The sequence below is a fragment of the Cellulosimicrobium sp. 22598 genome, from assembly GCF_052044445.1.
Classification (GTDB): Bacteria; Actinomycetota; Actinomycetes; order Actinomycetales; family Cellulomonadaceae; genus Cellulosimicrobium; species Cellulosimicrobium cellulans_G.
Genome location: NZ_JBQEMZ010000018.1, coordinates 40,515 through 61,439 on the forward strand (window position 1 = coordinate 40,515; position 20,925 = coordinate 61,439).

Sequence of the window (20,925 nt, forward strand, 5' to 3'; positions counted from 1 at the left end):
TCACCCCTCGTCCAGCCCGGCATCCCGGGTCCGAGGGGTTTTTTGTTGCCACCACAACGCCATCAGCACGGCAGACAGACCGCGGCAGGCTCACCAGGCCACCGCGAGCGCCGCACCCGCGAGACCCGCGAGGACCGGCACCCGCACACCGCGACCAGCACGACCGCACCACCACGGTCGGCTCCGGTTCCCGGCGGAGCGCCCCACGGGGCGCCCGCCGGGCCGAGGCCACGACACGCAGGAGACACCATGGCCCAGGGTCCCACCCCGGCACCTCCGCGACCGGGGGCCCCGACGCCCGCGGCGCCGGCGCCGAAGCCCGCCCCGACACCCGCGTCGGTCGCCCCGCGCGGCGACGTCCGGCGCGCTGCCACGGCTCGCCCGGCCGGCAGCACGCAGGGCACCTCGACCGGTGAGGAGATGACCGGCGCGCAGTCGATCGTCCGCTCCCTCGAGGAGGTCGGCGCCGAGGTCGTCTTCGGCATCCCGGGTGGCGCGATCCTCCCGACGTACGACCCGCTCATGGACTCCCAGCGGCTGCGCCACATCCTCGTCCGCCACGAGCAGGGCGGCGGTCACGCCGCGCAGGGCTACGCCCACGCGACCGGGAAGGTCGGCGTCACGATGGCGACCTCGGGCCCGGGCGCGACCAACCTCGTCACCCCCATCGCCGACGCGAACATGGACTCGATCCCGCTCGTCGCGATCACCGGCCAGGTCGCCGCGGGGGCGATCGGCACGGACGCCTTCCAGGAGGCGGACATCGTCGGCATCACGCTGCCGATCACCAAGCACAACTTCCTCGTCACCGACCCCGACGACATCCCGCGCACCATCGCGGAGGCGTTCCACATCGCCTCGACGGGCCGTCCCGGCCCGGTGCTCGTGGACATCGCGAAGTCGGCGATGCAGTCGCGCACGACGTTCTCGTGGCCCCAGGACGTGCAGCTCCCGGGCTACCACCCGGTGACGAAGCCGCACAGCAAGCAGATCAAGGAGGCCGCGCGCCTGCTCGCGTCGGCCCGGCGCCCGGTGCTCTACGTGGGCGGCGGCGTGGTCCGCGCGAACGCGTCGGCCGAGCTGCGCCGCCTCGTCGACCTGTCGGGCGCGCCGGTCGTCACGACGCTCATGGCGCGCGGCGCCGTGCCCGACACGCACCCCCAGAACCTCGGGATGCCCGGCATGCACGGCACCGTCCCCGCCGTGGCGGCGCTGCAGAAGGCCGACCTCGTCGTGTCCCTCGGCGCGCGCTTCGACGACCGCGTCACGGGCAAGCTCTCGAGCTTCGCGCCGCACGCGCAGGTCGTGCACGCGGACATCGACCCCGCGGAGATCGGCAAGAACCGCGACGTGGACGTCCCGATCGTCGGCGACCTCAAGGAGGTCATCGCCGACCTGCTCCCCGAGCTCGAGCGCGAGCACGAGGCCAAGGGGAAGCCGGACGTCGAGGCCTGGTGGCGCCAGATCGACGACTGGCGCGAGACCTACCCGCTCGGGTACACCGAGCCCGACGACGGTCACCTCGCCCCGCAGCACGTCATCTCGCGTCTCGGCGAGATCTCCGGTCCCGAGTCGGTCTACGTCGCGGGTGTCGGCCAGCACCAGATGTGGGCCGCGCAGTTCATCCGGTACGAGCACCCGCGCACCTGGATCAACTCCGGCGGACTCGGCACCATGGGCTTCTCGATCCCCGCGGCGATGGGCGCGAAGGTCGGCCGTCCGGACGCCACGGTGTGGGCGATCGACGGCGACGGCTGCTTCCAGATGACCAACCAGGAGCTCGCCACCTGCACGATCAACGAGATCCCGATCAAGGTCGCGCTGATCAACAACTCCTCGCTCGGCATGGTGCGCCAGTGGCAGACCCTGTTCTACGACAAGCGCTACTCCAACACCGACCTGCACACCGGGCACGGCACGGCGCGCGTCCCCGACTTCGTCAAGCTCGCCGACGCGTACGGGTGCGAGGGCATCCGCGTCGAGTCGATGGGCGAGGTCGACGCCGCGATCAAGCGCGCGATGGAGATCGACGACCGCCCCGTGGTCGTCGACTTCAACGTCTCGCGCGACGCGATGGTGTGGCCGATGGTCGCCGCCGGCGTGAGCAACGACGACATCCAGTACGCGCGGGGCATCTCGCCCGCGTGGGACCGAGAGGACTGACCCGCCATGTCCCGCCACACCCTCTCCGTGCTCGTCGAGAACAAGCCCGGCGTGCTCACGCGCGTCGCGGGCCTGTTCGCCCGTCGCGCCTTCAACATCCACTCGCTCGCGGTCGGCCCGACCGAGCACGAGGAGATCTCGCGCATCACCGTCGTCGTCGACGTCGAGGAGCGCCCGCTCGAGCAGGTGACGAAGCAGCTCAACAAGCTGGTCAACGTCATCAAGATCGTCGAGCTCGACGCGGCCGCGTCCGTGCAGCGCGAGCTCCTGCTCGTCAAGGTCCGCGCCGACGGCGCGAACCGCACCGGCGTGCTCGAGGTCGTCAACCTGTTCCGTGCGAAGGTCGTCGACGTCGTGCCCGACGCGGTGACCATCGAGGCGACGGGCACCGGCGAGAAGCTGAACGCCCTGCTCGGCGCGCTCGAGCCCTACGGCGTGCGCGAGATCGTGAAGTCGGGGACCGTCGCCGTCGGGCGCGGCTCCCGCTCGATCACCGACCGCGCGCTGGAACGCGTGGTCCGCTCCGCCTGACGATCGCCTACCCTCGCACCGAGACCCGCACGGGCGTCGGTGCGCACCGATCGTCGTTCCACCGCGAGACATCGCAACAGACCCCTGCACCGCAACGAAGAACCGAGGAGATCCATCGTGGCTGAGCTGTTCTACGACGACGACGCCGACCTGTCCATCATCCAGGCCAAGAAGGTCGCGATCGTCGGCTACGGGAGCCAGGGCCACGCGCACGCCCAGAACCTGCGCGACTCCGGCGTCGAGGTCGTCGTCGCCCTCCGCGAGGGCTCGAAGTCGACCGCCAAGGCCCAGGACGAGGGCTTCGAGGTGAAGTCCGTCGCCGACGCCGCGGCGTGGGCCGACCTGATCATGATCCTCGCGCCGGACCAGCACCAGCGCTCGATCTACAACGACGAGATCAAGCCGAACCTCGCCGCCGGCAAGACGCTCGCCTTCGCGCACGGCTTCAACATCCGCTTCGGCTACATCGAGGCCCCCGACGGCGTCGACGTCATCCTCGTCGCGCCCAAGGCCCCGGGCCACACCGTGCGCCGCGAGTTCGTCGCGGGCCGCGGCATCCCGGACATCATCGCCGTCGAGAAGGACGCGTCGGGCCAGGCGTGGGACGTCGCGCTGTCGTACGCGAAGGCGATCGGCGGCACGCGCGCCGGCGTCATCAAGACGACGTTCACCGAGGAGACCGAGACCGACCTGTTCGGCGAGCAGGCCGTCCTGTGCGGTGGCGTGTCGCAGCTCGTCCAGTACGGGTTCGAGACGCTCACCGAGGCCGGCTACCAGCCGGAGATCGCCTACTTCGAGGTGCTGCACGAGCTCAAGCTCATCGTGGACCTCATGTGGGAGGGCGGCATCGCCAAGCAGCGCTGGTCCGTCTCCGACACCGCCGAGTACGGCGACTACGTCTCCGGCCCGCGCGTCATCGACCCGCACGTCAAGGAGAACATGCAGGGCGTCCTCGCGGACATCCAGTCCGGCGCGTTCGCCAAGCGCTTCATCGACGACCAGGACGCCGGCGCGCCGGAGTTCACGGCGCTGCGCGAGAAGGCCGCGCAGCACCCGATCGAGAAGGTCGGCAAGGAGCTGCGCTCGCTGTTCGCGTGGAAGCAGCAGGACGCCGACTACACCGAGGGCAGCGCCGCACGCTGACGCAGGTCGTCCTGCCTGCCCGAGGCGGAGCCGGCGTCGTGCGCGACGTCGGCTCCGCCTCGGGCTCTCGGGTCACCCCGCGCTCGCGCGGCGCGACCCGGATCGTCCCGCCCCATCGTCGCGGCAACCAGGCACGCGACCGTGCCGACCAAGGAGGCACTGTGACGACGACGACACCGCCGGCCGCGCACGACGAGCTGCTGGATCCGTTCCTGGCTCCGCACTGGGAGACGTCGGCGCTGCTGGTGATCGACACGCAAGTCGACTTCGCCGAGGGCGGGAGCACGCCCGTCGCGGGAACGCGGGCGGTCGTGCCCGCGCTCACCTCGCTCGTCGAGGCGTACCGGCGGGCGGGCCTGCCTGTCGTCCACGTCGTGCGCCTGTACGACGGGGACGACGTGGACCTGGTGCGGCGCCGGGCGATCGGCGACGGCGCCGCCGTCGTGCGTCCGGGCACGCCGGGTTCCGCGATCCTTCCCGAGCTCGTGCCGGCGGGCGCGCCCCCGCTCGATCCCGACGTGCTGCTCGCCGGGCGTCCACAGGACCTGGGGCCCGGCGAGATCGTCGTGTGGAAGCCTCGGTGGAGCGCGTTCCACCGCACCCCGCTCGAGGATCTCCTGCGTGAGCGCGGCGTCGACACCGTCGTCGTGGCGGGCTGCAACTTCCCGAACTGCCCGCGCGCGACGCTCACCGACGCGAGCGAGCGGGATCTGCGGGCCGTCGTCGTGCCCGACGCCGTCTCCGGCACGACCGAGGAGGGCCTCGCCCAGGTCGCGGGACTGGGTGTCGTGCTGCGTCCCTCGTCGGCCGTCGTCGCGGCGGTGGCCGGGGCCGTCGGTCGGCGCGACACGAGCGGGACGAACCGCGAGAGATCGGGCACATCGACCCTCGGTACGCCACGATAGGGGCATGACCCGACAGGCGGACGAGGGGGAACCGGTGACGGACGACGTGGTGGTGGACGAGAGGGCGGCGGAGATCCTCGCGTTCTGGGAGCTGGCGCGGCCGAGCGCCGGGATGGCGCGGGTGGGCGTGGTCACCGGCACCACGGTCTCCGAGACGGTGCCGCCGCCCGCGTGGTCGTTCGGCGACAACCCCGCGCTGGCCGACGACCTGCTCGCGGCGGTGCTGAGCGGGGAGAAGACCGCGACGTCGTCCGCGCTGTGGGAGTACGAGGACTCGGGGGAGCCCGTCCCGCGCGTCGGCGAGCTGTCCATCCTGCTCGACGGTGCCGGGCACCCGCGGGCGCTCGTCCGGACGACGTCGGTCGAGATCGTCGCGTTCGAGGACGTCGACGCGGACTTCGCCCTGGCGGAGGGGGAGGACGACGGCTCGCTCGAGTCGTGGCGCGACGGTCACGAGACGTACTTCCGGCGCGTGCTGGAGCGAGAGTTCGCTCCCGACATGCCGCTCGTGTGCGAGCGGTTCGAGCTGCGCTACCCGCGCTGAGGCGGGATGAGCGGTGACCGGCCGTGCCACGGTCGGCCGGCCACCGCTCGCGGGGCAGGTGAAGAGGACTACCCCGGGATCGATGACGGGCCGACCGGGTGGTCCGGTCGGCCCGCTGCGGCGAGCAGGAGCGTGCGCACGTCCTGCGCGACGACGGAGCGCGCCCCGCGCAGGACCGCGAGCTCGGGCACGGCGGTCGCGACGACCGCTCCCGTCCGCTGGTCGGTGCCGCGGAGAGCGGTGGCGGTGGCCTCGGCGAGCCCCGCGCCGCACGCGACCCCCGTCGGGCCGCCGAGCACGACGGCGTCGGGCTCGAGGATCGCCACGACGGGCTGGAGCACGATCGCGACACGACGGGCGAGATCTTGCACGAGCGCGCGGACGGCGGCCGTGTCGCCGTGCTCGCGGATCGCGGCGACGGCCGCGGCGTAGGGGGTGGACTCCGTGACCCCGGGGACGCCCGCCCGGGCGCAGAGCTCGACGAGCCGCAGGCCCCCGACGAGGTCCTGCACGTTGACGGAGTCGTCGATCCCGGCGGCGGGGACGGGGAGGTAGCCGATCTCGCCGGCGCCGCCCGTGGTGCCGTGGTGGACGCGGCCCTCGAGCCACGCCCCCATGCCGATGCCCTCGCCGAGCCACAGCAGGGCGAAGCTCTGCTCGTCGCGACCCGCGTCGCGCTCGGCGATCGCGGCGAGGTTCACGTCGTTCTCGACGCGCACGTCGATGCCGAGGGCGCCCTCGAGATGCCCCCGGAGCCCTTCGCGCGGCCAGCCGGGCAGCTCGCCGACGAGGGCGATGTCGCCCGTGCGCGGGGCGACCGCGGCCTGGACGCCGACGACCGCGGTCGCCACGCGCGCGACCGGGATGCCCGCGTCCGCGCAGGCCTCGTCGCGCGCCGTGCGGACGTCGGTCGCGGCGGCGCGGTCCGGGCCCGCGGCGACGGTCGTCTCGCCGAGCGTCCGGCCGAGCGCGTCGACGACGCTCGCCCGCACGCCGTCGGGCACGACGTCGAGCGCGAGCCCGACGAGGACGTCGGTGCGTGCGGCGTACTGTGTCGCCTGGGGCCCGCGCGCCCCCTGCACGGAGCCGGTGGGCTCGATGAGTCCGGACTGCTCGAGCCGTGCGACGATCTGCGAGGCCGTCGGTCGGGACACTCCCGTGCTGTCGCCGATCTGGGACCGGGTGAGCGGCCCGGCGTCGAGCAGGAGCTCGAGCGCCGCGCGATCGTTGATCGTGCGGAGCAGCCCCGGCGTGCCGGGGATCCTCGACGAGGTGGGCGCGGTCATGGCGTTCCTTCGGGCGGGCTTTAGGAAAGTTTCCTAATAGTGCCCTGTCTCGCCCCGTCGCGCAACTCGAGCGCAGTCCGAGACGTGAGACAGTCGTCCCGAGGGGTGGCGCGGCGGCGTAGGCTCACGGCATGACGCGCACCATTGATCTGGCAGTCGTGGCCGGGGACGGCATCGGTACCGAGGTCGTCGAGCAGGGCCTCGCCGTGCTCGAGGCCGCCGTGTCCGGCTCGGACGTGAAGGTCTCCACGACGCCGTTCGACCTGGGTGCGCGCCGCTGGCACGCGACGGGGGAGACGCTCACCGACGCGGACCTCGACGCGATCCGCGGCCACGACGCGATCCTCCTGGGCGCGATCGGCGACCCCAGCGTCCCGTCGGGCGTGCTCGAGCGCGGCCTGCTGCTCAAGCTCCGCTTCGCGCTCGACCACTACGTGAACCTGCGCCCGGGCAAGCTGTACCCGGGCGTCACCTCGCCCCTCGCCGACCCGGGCGAGATCGACTTCGTCGTGGTGCGCGAGGGCACCGAGGGCCCGTACGTCGGCAACGGCGGCTCGCTGCGCACCGGCACGCCCCACGAGATCGCGACCGAGGTCTCCCTCAACACGGCGTTCGGCGTCGAGCGCGTCGTGCGCGACGCGTTCGCCCGTGCCCAGGCGCGCCCGCGCAAGCACCTCACGCTCGTGCACAAGCACAACGTCCTCGTGCACGCGGGCCACCTGTGGCGCCGGACGGTCGAGGCCGTCAACGCCGAGTTCCCCGACGTCACGACGGACTACCTGCACGTCGACGCGGCGACCATCTTCCTCACGACGAAGCCGTCGCGGTTCGACGTCATCGTCACGGACAACCTGTTCGGGGACATCCTCACGGACCAGGCCGCCGCGATCACGGGCGGGATCGGCCTCGCCGCGTCCGCGAACATCAACCCCGACCGCACGGCGCCGTCCATGTTCGAGCCCGTGCACGGCTCGGCGCCGGACATCGCCGGGCAGGGCAAGGCCGACCCGACCGCCACGGTGCTGTCGGTCGCGCTGCTCCTCGACCACCTGGGCCTCGGCGACGAGGCGAAGCGCGTCGAGGCGGCCGTCGCGGTCGACCTCGCCGAGCGGGGGAGCCGAGTACGCTCGACGGCCGAGGTGGGCCGCGAGCTCGCCGCTCGCGTCGCCGGCTGACACGCCGCCCGGGTCCCGCACGGACCCGGGCACCGGTTCGCCCGCAGTCCCCGCACCTCGGTCGTCATCGCCCCAGGACCGGATCCCTCCCGTTCTGACCCGGTGACGCCTGCCGTCGTCGTACCCTCGCGCGGATCGCCGCACGAGCCGTGCGGTCGTGGAAAACTAGGCGGAGACCACCCGGGTCGCCAGGTGAAAGGCCTCATGATGAGCACCCTCGCAGCGCAGCACCAGCCGTCCTCCTCGGAGGAAGACCTCATCGCCCTGTTCGACGTCCGCCCGACGGACGCCCCGACGCCGCCCGCCGAGCGCGAGGCCGCGATCGCGGCCCCGAAGTTCGGCACGGTCTTCACGGACCACATGGCGCGGATCAGCTGGAACTCGACGGACGGGTGGGTCGACCGCCGCATCGAGAAGTACGGCCCCCTCCTGCTGGACCCGGCGACCGCCGTCCTGCACTACGCGCAGGAGATCTTCGAGGGCATGAAGGCGTACCGCCACGCCGACGGGTCCGTGTGGACGTTCCGCCCCGAGGCGAACGCGGCGCGCTTCGCTCGCTCGGCCCACCGCCTCGCGCTCCCGGCCCTGTCCGTCGACGACTTCGTCGGGTCGATCACGGCGCTCGTGCGCACGGACGTCGACTGGGTGCCCAGCGGCGACGAGGCGAGCCTCTACCTGCGCCCGTTCATGTACGCGTCGGAGGCGTTCCTCGGCGTGCGTCCGTCGCTCGAGGCCGAGTACCTGGTGATCGCCTCCCCGGTGGGGCCCTACTTCTCGGGCGGCGTGAAGCCCGTGTCGATCTGGGTCGACCGCGAGTACAGCCGCGCGGGCGCCGGGGGCACCGGTGACGCGAAGTGCGGCGGCAACTACGCCTCCAGCCTGCTCCCGCAGGTGGTCGCGCAGCAGCACGGGTGCGAGCAGGTGTGCTTCCTCGACTCCGGCACGCGGACGTTCCTCGAGGAGCTCGGTGGCATGAACGTGTTCGTCGTCAAGGCGGACGGCTCGGTCGAGACCCCCGAGCTCAGCGGCTCGATCCTCGAGGGCGTGACGCGCTCGTCGATCATCCGCCTCCTCACCGACCGCGGGCACGACGTGGTCGAGCGCCGCATCCCGCTCACCGACGTCCTCGCCGGGATTCAGGACGGCTCCGTGACCGAGGTGTTCGCGTGCGGCACGGCCGCCGTCATCACCCCCATCGGGCGCCTCGCGGGGTCCGACTTCGACCACACCATCGGCGGCGGCGAGGCGGGGTCGCTCACCATGGCGATCCGCGCCGAGCTCACCGACATCCAGACCGGGCGCGCGGCCGACCGCCACGGCTGGCTGCGCCGCCTCGCCTGAGGCCGGCGGCCCGTCCGCACCCGGCACGACGACGGGGTGCCCCTCCCGCGAGAGGGGCACCCCGTCGTCGTGCGTGTCGGTCGGCGCGTGGGACGCGCGACGACCGGTGAATCAGACGGCGGTCGCCGGCCGCACGACGATGGTGCGCCCGGCGACTCCCGCGAGCAGCGACCAGACCGCGATGCCGATCAGCAGGTTGATGAGCCCGGACAGGGCCGCCGCCGTGACGTCGCTCGACCAGGCGAACGGGAGCACCGCGATCACGACGATGACGAGCGCCATGATCCAGCCGAAGAACGCGCGCGGGCGCGGCGTGCTGAGGATGAGCAGGTGCAGGACGCCCGCCGCGAGGACGGCGAGGATCGCCCCGTCGATCGCCCACGCGGCCTGGCGCGACCCCGTGCCGAACAGGTCGGGCGGCGGCACGAGCGTGATCGCGAAGATGCGCTCGAAGATGATCACGCCGAGCAGCCCGATGAGCGCGGCGACGAGCGCCGTCGCCGCGGCGCCCGCCCAGAACCGGCCCGCCTCGACCGCGAGGCGCGGGTCCGCGGGATTGACGGGCGGCCTCTGCTCGGGGAAGCCGGCCTGCGGGTCCGTCGGGGGGATCGCGGGGGGCTGGGCGTGCTGCGGCACGGGGGGCTGCCCGTACCGGCGCGTCGGGGGGTTCTGCGGGTCGTAGCCGCCCGGCGTCGGGTCGCTCATCGTCACTCCTCGGTCGATCGCCGCCGCGCCCTGGGGCGGTGGGCGGCTCGGTGGATGGACGCTCGTGTCCATCCTCGCCGAACCTGTGGCACCATGTGCCCTGTGACACACCTCGTCTCCCAGCTCATTATCGAGTAGCGCGCCCGGTAGCACTCACCGGACGCGCAGACCTCCCGCACCCTCGGGGGGTTTTTTTGTTGCTGGGCACCACCCCCGCCCGGCGGCACGGATGCCGGGCCTCCCGCCTCACGAGGGCCCCGCCCGGCGTCCTGGGAGACGGACCAGAGGGGCGGGCGCTGCGGCGTCCGCGACACGACGAACGGCAGGAAGAGGCACCATGACCTCGGCGACGACCCCCGTGACCGGCCCCCGCGAGGCCCGGGTCTTCCACGTCTACGACACGACCCTGCGCGACGGCGCGCAGCAGGAGGGCATGAACCTCTCCGTCGCCGACAAGCTCGCCATCGCCCCGCTGCTCGACGAGCTCGGCGTCGGGTTCATCGAGGGCGGCTGGCCGGGCGCGGTGCCCAAGGACACGGAGTTCTTCCGCCGCGCGGCCAAGGAGCTCGACCTGCGCCACGCCGTGCTCGCGGCGTTCGGCTCGACCCGCAAGGCCGGGCTGCGCGCGTGGGACGACCCGCAGGTCCGGGCGCTCGTCGACTCCGAGGCGCCCGTCGTGACGCTCGTCGCCAAGTCGGACGTGCGGCACGTCGAGCGCGCGCTGCGCACGACGCCCGACGAGGGGCTCGCCATGATCACCGACACGGTGTCGTTCCTCGTGGGCGAGGGCCGGCGGGTCGTCGTCGACGCGGAGCACTTCTTCGACGGCTACCGGCACGACCCGGCGTTCACGCGCTCCGCCGTGCAGGCCGCGTTCGAGGCCGGGGCCGAGGTCGTCGCCCTGTGCGACACCAACGGCGGGATGCTGCCGACCTGGGTCGTCGAGATCGTCGAGGAGCTGCGCGACGCCGTCGGGCTCCCGCACGGGCGCGACGCGCTCCCGGGCGACGCGCTGCTCGGCATGCACGCGCACAACGACTCGGGGTGCGCCGTCGCGAACACGCTCGCGGCCGTCGAGGCCGGCGCGGCCCACGTCCAGGGGACGGTCAACGGGTACGGGGAGCGCACGGGCAACGTCGACCTGCTGACGGTCGTCGCGAACCTCGAGCTCAAGCACGGGCTGCGGACCCTGACCGGGGAGGGGCTCGAGGAGTCCACGCGCATCTCGCACGCGATCAGCGAGATCACCAACATCTCCCCGTACGCGCGCCAGCCGTACGTCGGCGCGAGCGCGTTCGCGCACAAGGCGGGGCTGCACGCGAGCGCGATCAAGGTCGACCCGGACCTCTACCAGCACATCGACCCGACGGCGGTCGGCAACGACATCCGCATGCTCGTCTCCGACATGGCCGGTCGCGCGTCGATCGAGCTCAAGGGCCGCGAGCTCGGCTTCGACCTGTCGGGCCAGGGCGAGCTCCTCACGCGCGTGACCAACCGCGTGAAGGACGACGAGGCGAACGGCTACACCTACGAGGCCGCGGACGCGTCGTTCGAGCTGCTGCTCCGCGAGGAGATCACGGGCGAGCGCCCCCCGTACTTCCGCGTCGAGAGCTGGCGCACGATCGTCGAGCGGGCGGGGTCGCGCGGCACCGAGGCCACGGCGGAGGCGACCGTCAAGCTCCACGCCGGCGGCGAGCGGATCGTCACGACCGGCGAGGGGAACGGGCCCGTCAACGCGCTCGACCACGCGCTGCGGCTCGCGCTCGGCCGCGTCTACCCCGAGATCGACGTGTTCGAGCTCATCGACTTCAAGGTCCGCATCCTCGACACGGAGCAGGGGACCGACGCGATCACGCGCGTCCTCATCGAGACGACCGACGGCTCGACCTCGTGGTCGACGGTCGGCGTCGGGCCGAACCTCATCGAGGCCGCCTGGGAGGCGCTGACCGACTCCGCGATCTACGGGCTGGTCCACGCGGGGGTCGACCCGCGCTGAGCCGTCACCGGACCCCGTGACCGACGTCTCCCGTCGAGCCGGGGCCCTGCGGGCTTAGGGTGGACGGGTGCGTGGTGAGTACAAGGTTCCCGGTGGCAAGCTCGTGGCGGTCGACGTCGAGGTGGAGGCCGGGCGGCTCGCCCGCGTCGCGGTGAGCGGCGACTTCTTCCTCGAGCCGGACGACGCGCTCGAGGACATCGACGGCGCGCTCACGGGCATGCCGGAGACGGCGACGGTCGCGCAGCTCGCGAGCGCCGTCCAGGGCGCTCTCGGCGAGGACGTCACGATGATCGGCTTCTCGCCGGAGGCGGTCGCCATCGCCGTCCGGCGAGCCCTCGGGCACGCGACGGGTTGGGGCGACCACACCTTCGAGATCGTGCACGAGGGCCCGGAGGAGCCGGCGATGCACCTCGCGCTCGACCAGGTGCTCACCGAGGAGCTCGACGCCGGCCGCCGCGGCCCGACGCTGCGGATCTGGGAGTGGGCGTCGCCCGCGGTGATCATCGGGTCGTTCCAGTCGCTGCGCAACGAGGTGGACCCGGAGGGCGCCGAGCGACACGGCGTGACGGTCGTGCGCCGCATCTCCGGCGGGGGCGCGATGTTCGTCGAGCCGGGGAACACCATCACCTACTCGCTCTACGTGCCCGGGTCGCTCGTCGAGGGCCTGAGCTTCGAGCGCTCCTACGCGTTCCTCGACGACTGGGTGCTCGGCGCGCTCGCGGACGTCGGTGTCGAGGCGACGTACAAGCCGCTCAACGACATCGCCTCGCCCGCAGGCAAGATCGCGGGCGCGGCGCAGAAGCGCCTGCGCGGGGGAGCGGTGCTCCACCACGTGACGATGGCGTACGACATCGACGCCGACAAGATGACCGAGGTGCTGCGCATCGGCCGCGAGAAGCTCTCCGACAAGGGCACGACGAGCGCGAACAAGCGCGTCGACCCGGTGCGCTCGCAGACGGGCATGGCGCGCGAGGACGTCATCGAGGCGTTCAAGCGGCACTTCCGGTCGCGCTACCGGACGGTCGAGGGCAAGGTCACGCCCGAGGAGCGCGAGCGCGCCCAGGAGCTCGCGCGGACGAAGTTCTCGACGCCCGAGTGGACCGCGCGCGTCCCGTGACGCCGTCACCCGCGAGGTAGAGCTGCCGGTCGCGAGGTAGAGCTCCCGGGGTTCTACCTCGCGACCGCGAGCTCTACCTCGGCGTGGGTCGCGGGCCGAAGACGGCGGTGCCGACGCGGACGATCGTCGCCCCTTCCGCGACGGCGAGCTCGAGGTCGCCGCTCATGCCCATCGACAGCTCGCGCGCGTCTCCGGTCCCGGGAGCGCCCGAGCCCGCGACGGCGTCGCGCACCTCGCGCAGGCGCGCGAAGCCCGCGCGCACCAGCGTCTCGTCGGGGGCGTTCGCGCCGATCGTCATGAATCCTCGCAGGCGCAGCCCGTCGAGCGCCGCGACGGCGGTCGCGAGGGCGGGGGCGTCGTCGGGCCGGACGCCCGACTTGGACTCCTCGCCCGAGACGTTGACCTGGACCAGGACGTCGAGCACGCGGCCGTCGCGCGCACAGCGCGCCGCGAGCGCCTCGGCGAGCGCGAGGGAGTCCACGCTCTCGACGCCCGTGGCCGTCGCGAGCACCTGGTTGACCTTGTTGCGCTGCAGGTGCCCGATCATGTGGACCTCGACACGCCCCGCGGCCACGAGGTCGGCGAGGTCGGGGGCCTTCGCGACGAGCTCCTGGACGCGGTTCTCGCCGATCAGGTCCGCGCCGGCCTCGACGACCGCGCGCACGGCGTCCGCCGGCTGCGTCTTGGTCGCCACGAGCAGCCGCACGTCCGACGGCGCACGCCCGGCCGCTCGGGCGGCGTCGTCGACCCTGCTCCGCACCCGGGCGAGGTTCTGCGCGATCTGCGCGGGCAGCACGGACGACGGGTCGGGGAGGGGCATGCGGTCAGTCTAGGCCGGGCGGGTCGCCCGAGACCCGGGTCGTCTCAGGGTGGTCCCGGATCCGCACCGGCGCCCTGATCGGCGAGAATGGTGCGCGAAAGGACGGTGCCGTGAAGACACTGCTCAACATCATCTGGCTCGTGTTCGCCGGGCTGTGGCTCGCCCTGGGCTACGTCCTGGCGGGCATCATCTGCTGCATCCTCATCGTGACGATCCCGTTCGGCATCGCGTCGTTCCGCATCGCCGGGTACGCGCTGTGGCCGTTCGGCCGCACGGTCGTGGACAAGCCGACCGCGGGCGCGTGGTCGACGATCGGCAACGTCATCTGGGTGGTCGTGGCCGGGATCTGGCTCGCGATCGGTCACGTCGTCACCGCGATCCCGCTGTTCGTGTCGATCATCGGCATCCCGCTCGGGATCGCGAACCTCAAGATGATCCCCGTCTCGCTCCTGCCGCTCGGCAAGGACATCGTCCCGACCGACGCCCCGTACACCGCCTACCAGCGCTGACGGACCGCGAGGTAGAGCCCCGGTACCGCGAGGTAGAGGCCTGGTCATGACCAGGCCTCTACCTCGCCAGACCAGGCCTCTACCTCGGCCGACCGGGGCTCTACCTCGCGATCGGGGCCGTGGTGCCCGCCGTGAGGCGCAGGAGGTCCGACGGCGCGAGGCCGACGTCGAGGCCGCGGCGGCCACCCGAGACGTAGACGGCGTCGAACGCGCGCGCGGTGTCGTCGAGGAACGTGCGGTGGCGCTGCTTCTGGCCCAGGGGCGAGATGCCGCCGACGACGTAGCCCGTCGCGCGCTCGGCCGCGGCGGGCTCGGCCATGCTCGCCTTCTTGCCGCCCGCCGCCTTGGCGAGGGCCTTGAGGTCGAGCTGACGGTCGACGGGCACGATCCCCACGACGAGCGCGGCGCCGTCGACGACCGCGAGCAGGGTCTTGAACACCTGCTCCGCGGGCACCCCGATCGCCGAGGCCGCCTCGAGCCCGTAGGACAGGTCGCTCGACGGGTCGTGCTCGTACGGGTGCAGCGTGTGGGCGACGCCCTCGCGCTCGAGGAGCGCGACCGCGGGCGTGCCGGCGTGCGCGGACGACTTCGACTTCTTGGCCACGGCTCGATTCTGCCGCAGCGCCGCGCTACACGTTGACGTCGAGCAGCGACCCGATCGCGTAGGTCACGCCCATCGCGACCGCGCCGCCGACGACGGTCCGGACCGTCGCGCGCCGGGTCGGCGCGTTCCCGAGGCGCGCGGAGCCCCAGCCCGTGAGCACGAGCGCGAGCACGACGGCGACGAACGTGAGCGGGATGCGGATGGTCGCCGGGGCGAGCAGGATCGCCGCGAGCGGCAGCAGGCCGCCCACCGTGAACGACACGATGGACGCGACCGCGGCCTCCCACGGGCTGGTGAGCTCGTCGGGGTCGATGTGCAGCTCGGCGTCGGCGTGCGCGGCGAGCGGGTCGCGCTCGGTGAGCTGGACCGCGACCTGGCGCGCGAGGTCGGGTGTGAGCCCTTTCGCCTCGTAGATCCCCGCGAGCTCCGCGAGCTCGGCGTCCGGCATCTCGGCGAGCTCGCGGCGCTCGGTCGCGAGCAGGGCCTTCTCGGTGTCGCGCTGCGTGCTCACGGAGACGTACTCGCCCGCCGCCATGGACAGCGCTCCCGCGAGGAGTGCCGCCCCGCCCGCCGTCGCGATGACGGGGATCGACGTGCTCGTCGCCGCGACGCCGACGACGACGCCCGCCGTCGACACGATGCCGTCGTTCGCGCCCAGGACCCCGGCGCGCAGCCGGTTGAGGCGTGACCCGGTGTTCTCCGGGTGGTGGGGCTCGCCGGGGTGACGGCCCGTGCGCGGTGCGTCGCTCATGGGTTCACCGTAGGGGCCTGCGCGCGCGCCGCGACCGGGAGCGGGGAGCGCGGCGTCGGCGTAGCGTCGGGACGTGGCGACGCGCGGCACGACGCTCCCCGGGGCGACCGGGGCCGTCGTCGTGCGCCCGGCCAGCACGGTGACGTGGGACGAGCTCGCGACCGTGTTCGGCGAGCGCGGCTATCCCGCGACGTGCTGGTGCCAGCGCCAGGTGCTCGGCGACCGCGTCTGGTACCGGACGCCGCCCGAGGAGCGGGCCCGGCTCCTGCACGAGCAGACGAGCTGCGACGACCCGGGAGCGCCGACCACGAGCGGCCTCGTCGCGTTCCTCGACGGCGAGCCCGCGGGCTGGGTCGCGGTCGGACCGCGCCCGACCTACCGGCGCCTGCGGGGGAGCCCGGTCCCGTGGTCGGGGCGTGCGGCGGGCGACGCGCAGGACAAGGACGACGCGGGCGTGTGGGCCGTCGCGTGCTTCGTGGTGCGCGCGGGCTTCCGCGGGCTGGGGCTGACGTACGACCTCGCGCGGGCCGCCGTCGGGTACGCGCGCGAGCACGGCGCGACGGCGGTCGAGGGGTACCCGATCCTCGACCCGGCCGGCGCACCGATCACCTGGGGGGAGAACTCGGTCGGCAGCGTCCAGGCGTTCCGTGCGGCGGGCCTGGTGGAGGTGGCGCGCCCGACGACGCGACGCCGGGTCATGCGCCTCGACCTGCGTCCCGCGGACGGCTGAGGCGGCGCCGCCCGGCGAAAAGGGTGCGACCGGCGCCCGCGTCGTGGTGTCTGATCGACCTGTGACGATCGAGACGCGCACCCTCGGGGTCGACGAGCTGGGCGAGGTCGTCGACGTGCTCCGCTCGTGGCAGGACGACGCTGCGCCGCTGCAGCTCCATCCCGGCGACGTGGGCTGGTACTGGCGGTTCGGCGCTCCGGCGACCGCCGCCGCGCTGCGGACGTGGCGCCGCGACGGACGAGTGGTCGCCGTCGGGCTGCTCGACGGCCCCGACCTGCTCCGCCTGGGGATCGCGCCGGACCTGCAGCGCGACGACGAGCTCGCGCGCCGCCTCGCCGAGGACGCCGGGCGACCCGAGCGGGGCGTGCTGGGGCCGGGCGGAGCGTCGGTCGAGGCACCGGTGGGCGCCCTCGTGGACGAGCACCTGGCCGCGGCGGGCTGGCGCGTCGACGAGCGGTGGGCGCTCCTGCGCCGCGACCTGGCCGCGCCGGTGGAGGACTCGGGGGTCCGGGCGCGCGAGGTCGGGCCGTCGGAGGCCGCCGCGTGGGCCGAGGCGCTGCGCTCGTCGTTCGGCGGGACGCGGGCCGCGCCGGAGCGCTGGCACGCCCTGGCGACCGGGCTCCCGTACGCCGACGCACGGTGTCTCCTCGTGCACGACGGCGCGGCGGTCCCCGACGACCCGGCCCGCGCCGGTCACGAGCCCGCGGCAGCGGTGATCGCGGTGTGGTCCGCCGGCCCGGGACGTCCCGGTCTGATCGAGCCGATGGGCGTGCACGCCGATCACCGTCGTCGGGGCCTGGGCCGGGCAGTCACCCTCGCCGGCCTGGCGGCGCTCCGCGCGCTGGGCGCGTCGAGCGCGCTCGTCGCGACGCCGGCGTCCAACGTCGGGGGCGTCGCCACGTACGTCGCCGCGGGGTTCGTCCACCTGCCGGAGCGGTTCGACCGGCGGCGCGAGGCCGTCTGACCGCACCGCTCGCCGGGGGTGAGACCGTCGGCGCAGGTCACGTCCCGTCCCCTACGCTGCTCGGCGTGACGCAGGGGAACTCCACGACCGACCGACCGACCACGCGCGCGGAGCGCTACGAGCACGGGCAGGCGGTGTTCGGCGCCGTCAACGAGACGGCGCCCGCCGCGATCGCCGAGGCGCTCGCGGGCGTCTCGCCCGAGCTCGAGCACCAGATCTCGGCCTGGGCGTACGGCGAGATCTACGCGCGGCCGCACCTGGAGCCGCGCGACCGGCAGCTCGTCACCCTCGGGATGCTCAGCGCCCTCGGCGGGTGCGAGCCGCAGCTCGAGATCCACGTCCGCACCGCGCTCGACGTCGGGCTGACGCCGCAGGAGATCGTCGAGGCGCTCCTGCAGGCCGCCGTCTACTGCGGGTTCCCGCGGGCGCTCAACGCGACGGCCGTGGCCAAGCAGGTCTTCGCCGAGCGCGGGCTGCTCCCCGTCGACTGAGCGGCCGGGCCCGGCGGCGCCCCGACCCGCGGCGCGCGGCCGGTGCACCCGGCCCGCGACGCCCGGCTGGTGGTGGTACCCGACCTCGTGCTGCCCGGCCGCGGCGCTCGTCGCGGCACCGGTCTACAGCGGCCCGACGGCCAGCACGGTCACGACCGGCTCGCCCGCCTCGTCGCTCGCCGCGAGGTCGACGCTCGCCGTGATCGCCCAGTCGTGGTCGCCCGCCGGGTCGTCGAGCACCTGCCGCACGAGCCACGTGCCCGCGGGGACGACGCCGCCCGGGGCGTGCTCCGCCGTCGGGCCCTCGTGGCCGGCCGGCAGCTCGGCGCCCGCCTCGACGACGCGGAACAGCGCCGCGGAGCGGGCCCCGGGCCCGATGCCGATCGCGTCGTCGCCCTGGTCCTCGAAGAGCGGGTCGAGCGCGTCGCCCCACGCGTCCGCGTCCCAGCCCGCGCCGCCGTCGAGCGCGCCGAGCGCGCGGTAGTCCTCGCGGGACGCGAGCTCGACGCGGCGGAACAGCGCGTTGCGCACGAGGCGCCGGAACGAGCGCGGGTTGCCCGTGACCGGCCGGGTCGGCGCCTCGGCGCCCGCCCCGGAGAGCGGGCCGTCGCCCACCTCGGTGTCCGCGTCGTCGTCGACCGGGTGGGCGAGGCGCTCCCACTCGTCGAGGAGCGACGAGTCGACGCCGCGCACCAGCTCGCCGAGCCACTCGACGATCTCCTGCACCTCCTCGGTGCGGTGCTCCTCGGGGACCACCTGGCGCAGCGCACGGTAGGCGTCCGCGAGGTAGCGCAGCACCACGCCCTCCGTGCGCTCGAGCCCGTAGACGGATACGAACTCGGCGAACGTCATGGCGCGCTCGACCATGTCGCGGACCACGGACTTGGGGGAGAGCTCGGCGTCCGCGACCCACGGGTTGGACCGCTTGTACATGGCGAACGCGGGCGCCAGCAGCTCCTCGAGCGGCTGGGGCCAGGTGATCTCCTCGAGCAGCGCCATGCGCTCCTCGTACTCGTACCCCTCGGCCTTCATCGCGGCGACGGCCTCGCCCTTGGCGGCGTTCTGCTGGGCGTAGAGGACCTGGCGCGGGTCGTCGAGCGTCGCCTCGATGACGGAGACGACGTCGAGCGCGTGGGTCGCGCCCTCGACGTCGAGCAGGTCCAGGGCCGCGAGCGCGAACGGCGACAGCGGCTGGTTGAGCGCGAACTCGCGCGGCAGGTCGCCGACGAGGCGCACGCTCGGGCGGTAGCCCGCGGGGCGCGACGGGTCGGGCACGCGCACGCGCTCGACGATCCCCGCGACCCGCAGCGAGCGGTAGATGCGGAACGTCTGGCGCACGTGCTCGCGGCGCTGGGTGTCGGTGTCGTGGTTCGCGAGGAGCAGGTGGCGCATGGCCTCGACCGGGTCGCGGCCCGGGTCGAATGCATCGACGTGCCCGCCGCGGCCGTGCTGGGCGGTGCGCGCGAGGACGTTGAGGACCATCGCGTGCGTGACCGTGAAGTGGCTGGTCAGGGGCTCGGGCTCGGCGTCGCGCAGGCGCTCGAACGTCGCGTCGGTCCAGTTGACCGAGCCCTGCGGCGCCTTCTTGCGGACGATCTTCTTGAGCTTCTTGGGGTCGTCGCCGGCCTTGGCGAGCATCTTGCGGTTCTCGATGACGTGGTCGGGCGCCATGACGAGCACCTCGCCCACGGTGTCGTACCCGGCGCGGCCCGCGCGCCCCGCGATCTGGTGGAACTCGCGCGCCGTGAGGTGGCGCATGCGCTCGCCGTCGAACTTCACGAGGCTCGTGAGCAGGACCGTGCGGATCGGCACGTTGATGCCGACCCCGAGCGTGTCCGTGCCGCACACGACCTTGAGCAGCCCGGCCTGCGTGAGGCGCTCGACGACGCGCCGGTACTTGGGCAGCATGCCCGCGTGGTGCACGCCGACGCCGTGGCGCAGGAACTTGCTCAGCGTCTTGCCGAACCCGGTGCCGAAGCGGAAGTCGCCGAGCTCGGCCGCGATCGCCTCCTTCTCGGACTTCGTCGCGACGTTCATGGACAGCAGCGACTGCGCGCGCTCGACCGCGTCCTTCTGCGTGAAGTGCACGACGTACACGGGCGCGCGGCGCGTGCTGACGAGCTCCTCGATGACCTCGGTCAGCGGCTCGACGACGTAGCTGAAGTGCAGGGGGACCGGCCGCTGGGCCGTGGTCACCTCGGCGACGGGCCGGCCGGTGCGCTCCTCGAGCTCCTCGACGAACCGGGTCGTGTCGCCGAGCGTCGCGGACATGAGCAGGAACTGGGTGTTCGGCAGCTCGAGCAGCGGCACCTGCCACGCCCAGCCGCGCTGCGGGTCGGCGTAGAAGTGGAACTCGTCCATGACGACCTGGGAGATCGCGTCCTCGTCGACAGGTCCGGCGGCGACACCGTCACCGCCGCCGCGGCGCAGCGCGATGTTCGCGAGGATCTCCGCCGTGCAGCAGATGATCGGCGCGTCGGGGTTCACGGCGGAGTCGCCCGTCGTCATGCCGACGTTCTTGGACCCGAACGCCGCGACGAGCGCGAAGAACTTCTCGCTGACGAGCGCCTTGAGCGGCGCGGTGTAGTACGTGCGGCCGCCGCGGCCCGAGCGGTGCGCGGCGAGCGCCGCGAACTGCGCGCCCATCGCGACGAGCGACTTCCCCGAGCCGGTGGGCGTCGAGAGGATGACGTGCGAGCCGGTGACCAGCTCGATGAGCGCCTCGCTCTGGTGCGGGTACAGCTCGAGGCCCTGCTCGGTCGCCCACGTGGTGAACCCCTCGTAGAGCGCGTCCGGGTCGGGGGCCTTGCCCGTCGGTGCGGGCACGTGCGCGAGGAGAGCCGGGGTGCGGCCGGTCGTGGTGGTCACGGGACGAGTCTGTCAGGTGCGGAGCGCCGGGGTCGTCGGCAGCCCGGTCGCGCCGGTCCCGGGGCCGACGCGGACCGGGCGGTGCCGAACCCGGGGTCGTTCCCCGGTTCGCCGTCGAACTGGGGAACGACCCCGGGTTCGGCAGGACGGGTGGATCGACCCACGGGGGTTGATAGCGCTGTCAGCGTGTGCGAGGGTATGGCGCGGGACCGGCGTCGAGGCCGGTCCCGGCCTCCGAGTCATCGACGACCACCGACCCCACGCCGCCGTGGGACCAAGGGG

19 protein-coding genes are annotated in these 20,925 nt (G+C 73.5%); 13 read left to right on the forward strand and 6 right to left on the reverse strand.

Annotated features, from left to right (window positions below):
- Positions 1–249 precede the first annotated feature (249 nt).
- From ACTJIY_RS17260 to ACTJIY_RS17280, 5 genes are all read left to right on the forward strand, one after another.
- On the forward strand, positions 250–2,163 hold the full coding sequence (locus tag ACTJIY_RS17260) for an acetolactate synthase large subunit (RefSeq protein ID WP_253050602.1): 1,914 nt from the start codon (positions 250–252) through the stop codon (positions 2,161–2,163).
- Between the two features lie 6 nt (positions 2,164–2,169).
- Positions 2,170–2,694: an acetolactate synthase small subunit gene (ilvN, locus tag ACTJIY_RS17265; RefSeq protein WP_047232530.1), complete on the forward strand. Its 525-nt coding sequence runs from the start codon at positions 2,170–2,172 to the stop codon at positions 2,692–2,694.
- 117 nt (positions 2,695–2,811) lie between these two features.
- The gene (gene ilvC / locus ACTJIY_RS17270; RefSeq protein ID WP_253050600.1) at positions 2,812–3,837 is read left to right on the forward strand and encodes a ketol-acid reductoisomerase; all 1,026 of its coding nucleotides are present in this window, start codon (positions 2,812–2,814) and stop codon (positions 3,835–3,837) included.
- 161 nt (positions 3,838–3,998) lie between these two features.
- The gene (locus tag ACTJIY_RS17275) at positions 3,999–4,742 is read left to right on the forward strand and encodes a cysteine hydrolase family protein (protein WP_440673825.1); all 744 of its coding nucleotides are present in this window, start codon (positions 3,999–4,001) and stop codon (positions 4,740–4,742) included.
- 4 nt (positions 4,743–4,746) lie between these two features.
- Entirely contained in the window at positions 4,747–5,286 is a 540-nt protein-coding gene (locus ACTJIY_RS17280) for an ASCH domain-containing protein (protein ID WP_253050596.1), read from the forward strand.
- A 68-nt stretch (positions 5,287–5,354) separates the two neighbouring features.
- On the opposite strand, the gene ACTJIY_RS17285 is transcribed toward ACTJIY_RS17280, so the two are convergent.
- Entirely contained in the window at positions 5,355–6,572 is a 1,218-nt protein-coding gene (locus ACTJIY_RS17285; protein ID WP_253050594.1) for an ROK family transcriptional regulator, read from the reverse strand.
- A gap of 131 nt (positions 6,573–6,703) precedes the next feature.
- On the opposite strand from ACTJIY_RS17285, the gene ACTJIY_RS17290 reads away from it, so the two are divergent.
- Together ACTJIY_RS17290 and ACTJIY_RS17295 are read left to right on the forward strand one after the other, a co-directional pair.
- Positions 6,704–7,747: a 3-isopropylmalate dehydrogenase gene (locus ACTJIY_RS17290; RefSeq protein ID WP_440673826.1), complete on the forward strand. Its 1,044-nt coding sequence runs from the start codon at positions 6,704–6,706 to the stop codon at positions 7,745–7,747.
- Positions 7,748–7,954: 207 nt separating this feature from the next.
- Positions 7,955–9,088 carry a branched-chain amino acid aminotransferase gene (locus tag ACTJIY_RS17295; RefSeq protein ID WP_253050590.1) on the forward strand — a complete coding sequence of 378 codons (1,134 nt, stop codon included), beginning with the start codon at positions 7,955–7,957 and terminating at the stop codon, positions 9,086–9,088.
- A gap of 111 nt (positions 9,089–9,199) precedes the next feature.
- On the opposite strand, the gene ACTJIY_RS17300 is transcribed toward ACTJIY_RS17295, so the two are convergent.
- Positions 9,200–9,793 carry a hypothetical protein gene (locus tag ACTJIY_RS17300; protein WP_253050588.1) on the reverse strand — a complete coding sequence of 198 codons (594 nt, stop codon included), beginning with the start codon at positions 9,791–9,793 and terminating at the stop codon, positions 9,200–9,202.
- Positions 9,794–10,130: 337 nt separating this feature from the next.
- Here ACTJIY_RS17300 and cimA point away from each other — a divergent pair, with 337 nt between their 5' ends.
- Complete coding sequence (gene cimA, locus ACTJIY_RS17305) at positions 10,131–11,789, forward strand: citramalate synthase (protein ID WP_253050586.1); 1,659 nt, start codon at positions 10,131–10,133, stop codon at positions 11,787–11,789.
- A gap of 67 nt (positions 11,790–11,856) precedes the next feature.
- Complete coding sequence (locus ACTJIY_RS17310) at positions 11,857–12,906, forward strand: lipoate--protein ligase family protein (RefSeq protein ID WP_253050585.1); 1,050 nt, start codon at positions 11,857–11,859, stop codon at positions 12,904–12,906.
- Positions 12,907–12,979: 73 nt separating this feature from the next.
- Here ACTJIY_RS17310 and ACTJIY_RS17315 read toward each other — a convergent pair whose 3' ends face one another.
- Positions 12,980–13,726, reverse strand: coding sequence for a YggS family pyridoxal phosphate-dependent enzyme (locus tag ACTJIY_RS17315; protein ID WP_440673827.1), 747 nt, complete (start codon positions 13,724–13,726; stop codon positions 12,980–12,982).
- Positions 13,727–13,836: 110 nt separating this feature from the next.
- Here ACTJIY_RS17315 and ACTJIY_RS17320 point away from each other — a divergent pair, with 110 nt between their 5' ends.
- Entirely contained in the window at positions 13,837–14,235 is a 399-nt protein-coding gene (locus ACTJIY_RS17320; protein ID WP_047232538.1) for a YccF domain-containing protein, read from the forward strand.
- Positions 14,236–14,335: 100 nt separating this feature from the next.
- Here the strand turns inward: ACTJIY_RS17320 and ybaK are convergent, their stop codons facing one another.
- Positions 14,336–14,839, reverse strand: coding sequence for a Cys-tRNA(Pro) deacylase (gene ybaK / locus ACTJIY_RS17325; RefSeq protein ID WP_253050581.1), 504 nt, complete (start codon positions 14,837–14,839; stop codon positions 14,336–14,338).
- Positions 14,840–14,864: 25 nt separating this feature from the next.
- Complete coding sequence (locus tag ACTJIY_RS17330) at positions 14,865–15,590, reverse strand: VIT1/CCC1 transporter family protein (protein WP_440673828.1); 726 nt, start codon at positions 15,588–15,590, stop codon at positions 14,865–14,867.
- Between the two features lie 73 nt (positions 15,591–15,663).
- Between ACTJIY_RS17330 and ACTJIY_RS17335 the strand changes: the two genes are divergently transcribed.
- From ACTJIY_RS17335 to ACTJIY_RS17345, 3 genes are all read left to right on the forward strand, one after another.
- A complete protein-coding gene (locus tag ACTJIY_RS17335; RefSeq protein WP_439157219.1) occupies positions 15,664–16,320 on the forward strand; it encodes a GNAT family N-acetyltransferase in 657 nt (218 codons plus the stop codon).
- Positions 16,321–16,381: 61 nt separating this feature from the next.
- Entirely contained in the window at positions 16,382–17,284 is a 903-nt protein-coding gene (locus tag ACTJIY_RS17340) for a GNAT family N-acetyltransferase (protein ID WP_440673829.1), read from the forward strand.
- A 65-nt stretch (positions 17,285–17,349) separates the two neighbouring features.
- The gene (locus ACTJIY_RS17345) at positions 17,350–17,775 is read left to right on the forward strand and encodes a carboxymuconolactone decarboxylase family protein (protein WP_253050572.1); all 426 of its coding nucleotides are present in this window, start codon (positions 17,350–17,352) and stop codon (positions 17,773–17,775) included.
- A 123-nt stretch (positions 17,776–17,898) separates the two neighbouring features.
- On the opposite strand, the gene ACTJIY_RS17350 is transcribed toward ACTJIY_RS17345, so the two are convergent.
- Positions 17,899–20,643 (reverse strand): DEAD/DEAH box helicase, encoded by a 2,745-nt coding sequence (locus ACTJIY_RS17350; protein ID WP_440673830.1) that lies wholly within the window; start codon positions 20,641–20,643, stop codon positions 17,899–17,901.
- Positions 20,644–20,925: the final 282 nt, after the last annotated feature.